The following is a 3,711-nucleotide window of genomic DNA, read 5'->3' as shown; positions in this document are numbered from 1 at the left end:
GATCCGCCTTGGTGCGGCCGACCGGGCTCATGGTCGCGACCGACCGCTGGGCCGTGGGCCTGGTGGGCCGCCTGGCCGCCGCGGGGGTCACCGTGCCCGACGACATCGCCGTCGCGGCCTACGACAACATCGAGGGCGCGCCCTACGCCTCCCCGCCGCTGACCACGGTGGACCAGCCCTTCGACGAGGTGGGCGCCCTCGCGGCGAGCCTGGCCCTGGCCCAGGCCTCGGGGGCCCACGTGCCCGCCGTGCCTCACGTGGCCCCAGGCCGCTTCGTGGTGCGTGGCTCGTGCGGGTGCGCGGCGACCGCCGGCCCACCTGTGGCCGACCGGTCCCAGACCGCGCGACGGCTCGTGCGGATGCTCTCGACGGGCAACCGCACCCGCGACGCCGGGCTCACCGCCGAGGTCGAGAAGCTCGTGGCCGAGGTCGAGGCCCTGGCCGAGGCCCCGCTCACCGCCTACGAGATCGAGGGCCTGACCCGCTCCGTCCGGACCGTGGCGCCGCGACCGGCAGCGGTGCGGAGCCTGGCGCGCGTGCTGGTCGAGCACCTGGCGGCGACCACCCCCCAGGGGGCCGGCAGCTCGGTGTCGGCGACCCTGCGCAACCTGCAGGCCGAGGCCTTCCTGGCCCGGGCGACCGCGGTCGAGCGCAAGCTCGCCGAGCAGTTCGGCCTCGACGCGGGCCTGCTCGGCGCGGTCGGCTCGGACCCGCGCGACCTGTCCTGGCTGGCCGGCACGCACATCTCGGGGGGCGTGCTCGCCCTCTGGGACGACGACCACCACGAGTCCCTCACGGTGGTCGGCTCGCACGACCCGGCCGGCGTCCTCGGCGACCTCGTCGGGACCACGACGACGGTCACCCAGTTCCCCCCGCCCTCGCTGGTGGCGACGAGCGACCCGGCCGACCGCACCATGTGCTTCGTCGTGCCGGTGCGCACCCGGGAGAAGGCCTGGGGCCTGCTCGCGGTCGTCGCCGAGATCGACACCGACTCGGCGCAGGAGACCTTCCACCACTGGGCAGCCCTGCTCGCCTCGGCCCTGGACCAGTCGGACCTTCAGCGCAAGGTGCACACCAGCGAGCGCCGCTACGCCCTCGCGGCCAAGGCCGCCAACGACGGGTTGTGGGAGGTCGAGCTCGCCGGGGACACCGTCCACCTGTCCGACCGCTGCCGAGACCTCCTCGGCCAGCCGCAGGACCCGGCCGGGGTCGAGGCCTTCACGGCCCTGGCCCACCCCGATGACCGCGACGCGCTGCAGGACGCGGTGTCGACGGCGATGTCGCTGCGGGGCGCGCCGGTCGAGCTCGAGTACCGCGTCCGGCAGGGGGACGGCAGCTACCGCTGGGTCCTCACCCGCTTCCTGGGCGAGGGGCCCGACGACGGGCCGGTCGAGCGGCTGGTCGGCTCCCTGGCGGACATCCACACCCGCAAGGAGCTCGAGGAGCAGCTGCGGCAGGGGGCCCTGTACGACCCGGTCACCGGCCTGCCCAACCGGCGGCTCTTCCTGGACCGCCTGGGCCTGGCCGTGGCGCGGCGGACCCGCCGTCCCGACGCCCGGTTCGCGGTCCTGTTCCTCGACCTGGACGGGTTCAAGCTCGTCAACGACTCCCTCGGTCACCTCGTCGGTGACGACCTGCTGTGCGAGATCGCCAGGCGGCTGACCGTCGAGCTCCGTGAGGTCGACACCGCGGCGCGCTTCGGGGGGGACGAGTTCGCCATCCTGCTCTCGGACCCCGCCCCCGAGGAGGTGCTCGTCATCGCCGAGCGCATCCAGGAGCGGGTGGCGGCCCCGATCGTGCTGGGCGACCACGAGGTGTCCGTCTCCGCGAGCATCGGGATCACGACCTCCGAGCTCGAGTACGTCGACGCCGAGGACGTGCTGCGCGACTCCGACACCGCGATGTACCACGCCAAGGGGACCGAGCGTGGCACCGCGAGCGTCTTCGACCCCGAGATGCACACCGCGGCCTCCGGACGCCTGCGCCTGCACAGCGACCTGCGTGCCGCCCTCGTCGAGCGGCAGTTCGTCGTGCACTACCAGCCGATCGTGGCCCTCGACGGCTCGGCCCTCGCGCACTTCGAGGCGCTCGTCCGGTGGGAGCACCCGAGCCGCGGCCTCCTGGGCCCCGGGGCCTTCCTGCCGGACATGGTCGACAGCTCGACGATCGTCGAGCTCGGTCGCTGGCTGATCGACGAGGTGTGCCGCCAGGTCGCCGTCTGGCGCAGCAAGTACGCGGGGCCGGTGACCGTCTCGGTCAACCTCTCGCACCGCGAGTTCTGGGCCCCGGACCTCGTCCAGACCGTGACCCGGGCCCTGGCCGAGCACGAGGTCCCCGCCGAGAGCCTGGTGCTCGAGATCACCGAGACGGTGATCATGCGGGACGAGGGCGCTGCCCTGCGCGTCATGGAGGCGCTGCACGCCACGGGGGTGCGGCTCCACATCGACGACTTCGGCACGGGCCAGTCCTCGCTCAGCGCCCTGCGCGCCCTGCCGGTCGACGCCCTCAAGATCGACGGGTCCTTCGTCCGGGAGCTGACCGAGACCGACCGCACGGCCGACCTCGTCGAGGTGATCCTCTACCTGGGGCGCGTGCTCGGGCTCGAGGTCATCGCCGAGCAGGTCGAGACCCTCGCCCAGGCCGAGCGCCTCACCACGATGGGCTGCGCGAACGCCCAGGGCTGGCTCTACGCCAAGGCCCTGCCCGCGGCCGAGGCGGGGGCCCTGCTGGGCAGCCCGCTGGCCCTGGCTCCTCAACTCGAGGCCGAGGATGTCGATGACCGGGTAAGGGCCCACTGACGGGTCCGCCCGCCGAGGAGGAACCATGGCAGCGCCGCCGACCGTGCTCGCCTTCGCGCGCAGCACGAGCGGCTTCTACTTCGGCGAGCTCCTCGCCGGGCTGAACGAGGAGCTGGCCGCGGCCGGGGCACGCCTGGTGGTGGTCCAGACCCTCGACCCCGGGGACAGCGCCGACGTCGTCGAGCGGATCCCCACCTTCGACATCCCCGTCGCCCGGGACATGCTCGCCGGGGTCGTCGCGGTCTCGATCTCGGCCAACGCCGAGCACCTGCGAGCGCTCGCCGCTGCGGGCCTGCCGGTGGTCCTGGCGAGCCACCGCGTCGCGGGGATGGACGTCCCCGTGGCCCTGCCCGACAACCAGGGCGGGACCGCCGCCGCCGTCGAGCACCTGCTCGCCCACGGTCACCGCCGCGTGGGCTTCGTCGGGGGCACGGTCCAGGAGGACCTGCGCGAACGGCACCGCGCCTTCGTCGCCACCCTCGCGCAGCACGGCCTCGCCCCCGTCCCGGCCGCCGTGGTCGACCCCGGCGACCACGACGAGCAGAGCGGGTACCGGGCCGGGCTCGAGGTCGCCGCCCTTCGCGCGGACCAGCGCCCGACCGCCCTCGTGGTCGCGACCGACCGGACCGCCCTGGGCGTGCTCGACGCCCTGGGCGACAGCGGGCTGCACGTCCCCGAGGACGTCGCCGTCATCGGCTTCGACAACATCGAGGCCGGGGTCTTCGCGGTACCGAGCCTCTCGAGCGTGAGCCAGCGCTTCGACGCCGTGGGCGCGCTCGCGGGGCGCCTGCTCCTGGGCGCGATGGACGACAGTCCGGCGCCGGCCGGCCCCGCCGTCCCCGACCGCGCGGTCGTCGGCGCACGGGGCTCGTGCGGCTGCATGGGCGACCTGCTCGGCACCAGCCAGGACGGC

At 74.6% G+C, this 3,711-nt stretch carries 2 protein-coding genes; both read left to right on the top strand.

Features of this window, described 5'->3' with window-relative positions:
• Window positions 1-2,798, top strand: a 2,798-nt coding sequence (locus L0B03_RS15190; RefSeq protein WP_284501886.1) for an EAL domain-containing protein, incomplete at its 5' end; no start/stop codon positions are given.
• Window positions 2,799-2,823: 25 nt separating this feature from the next.
• On the top strand, window positions 2,824-3,711 hold an 888-nt coding region (locus tag L0B03_RS15185; RefSeq protein WP_250447308.1), incomplete at its 3' end, for a substrate-binding domain-containing protein.

Source organism: Actinotalea sp. C106 (assembly GCF_023630195.1).
In the GTDB taxonomy this organism is placed as follows: Bacteria; Actinomycetota; Actinomycetes; order Actinomycetales; family Cellulomonadaceae; genus Actinotalea.
Note: the sequence above shows the minus strand (reverse complement) of the source record. Positions and strands in the feature narration are given on the sequence as shown.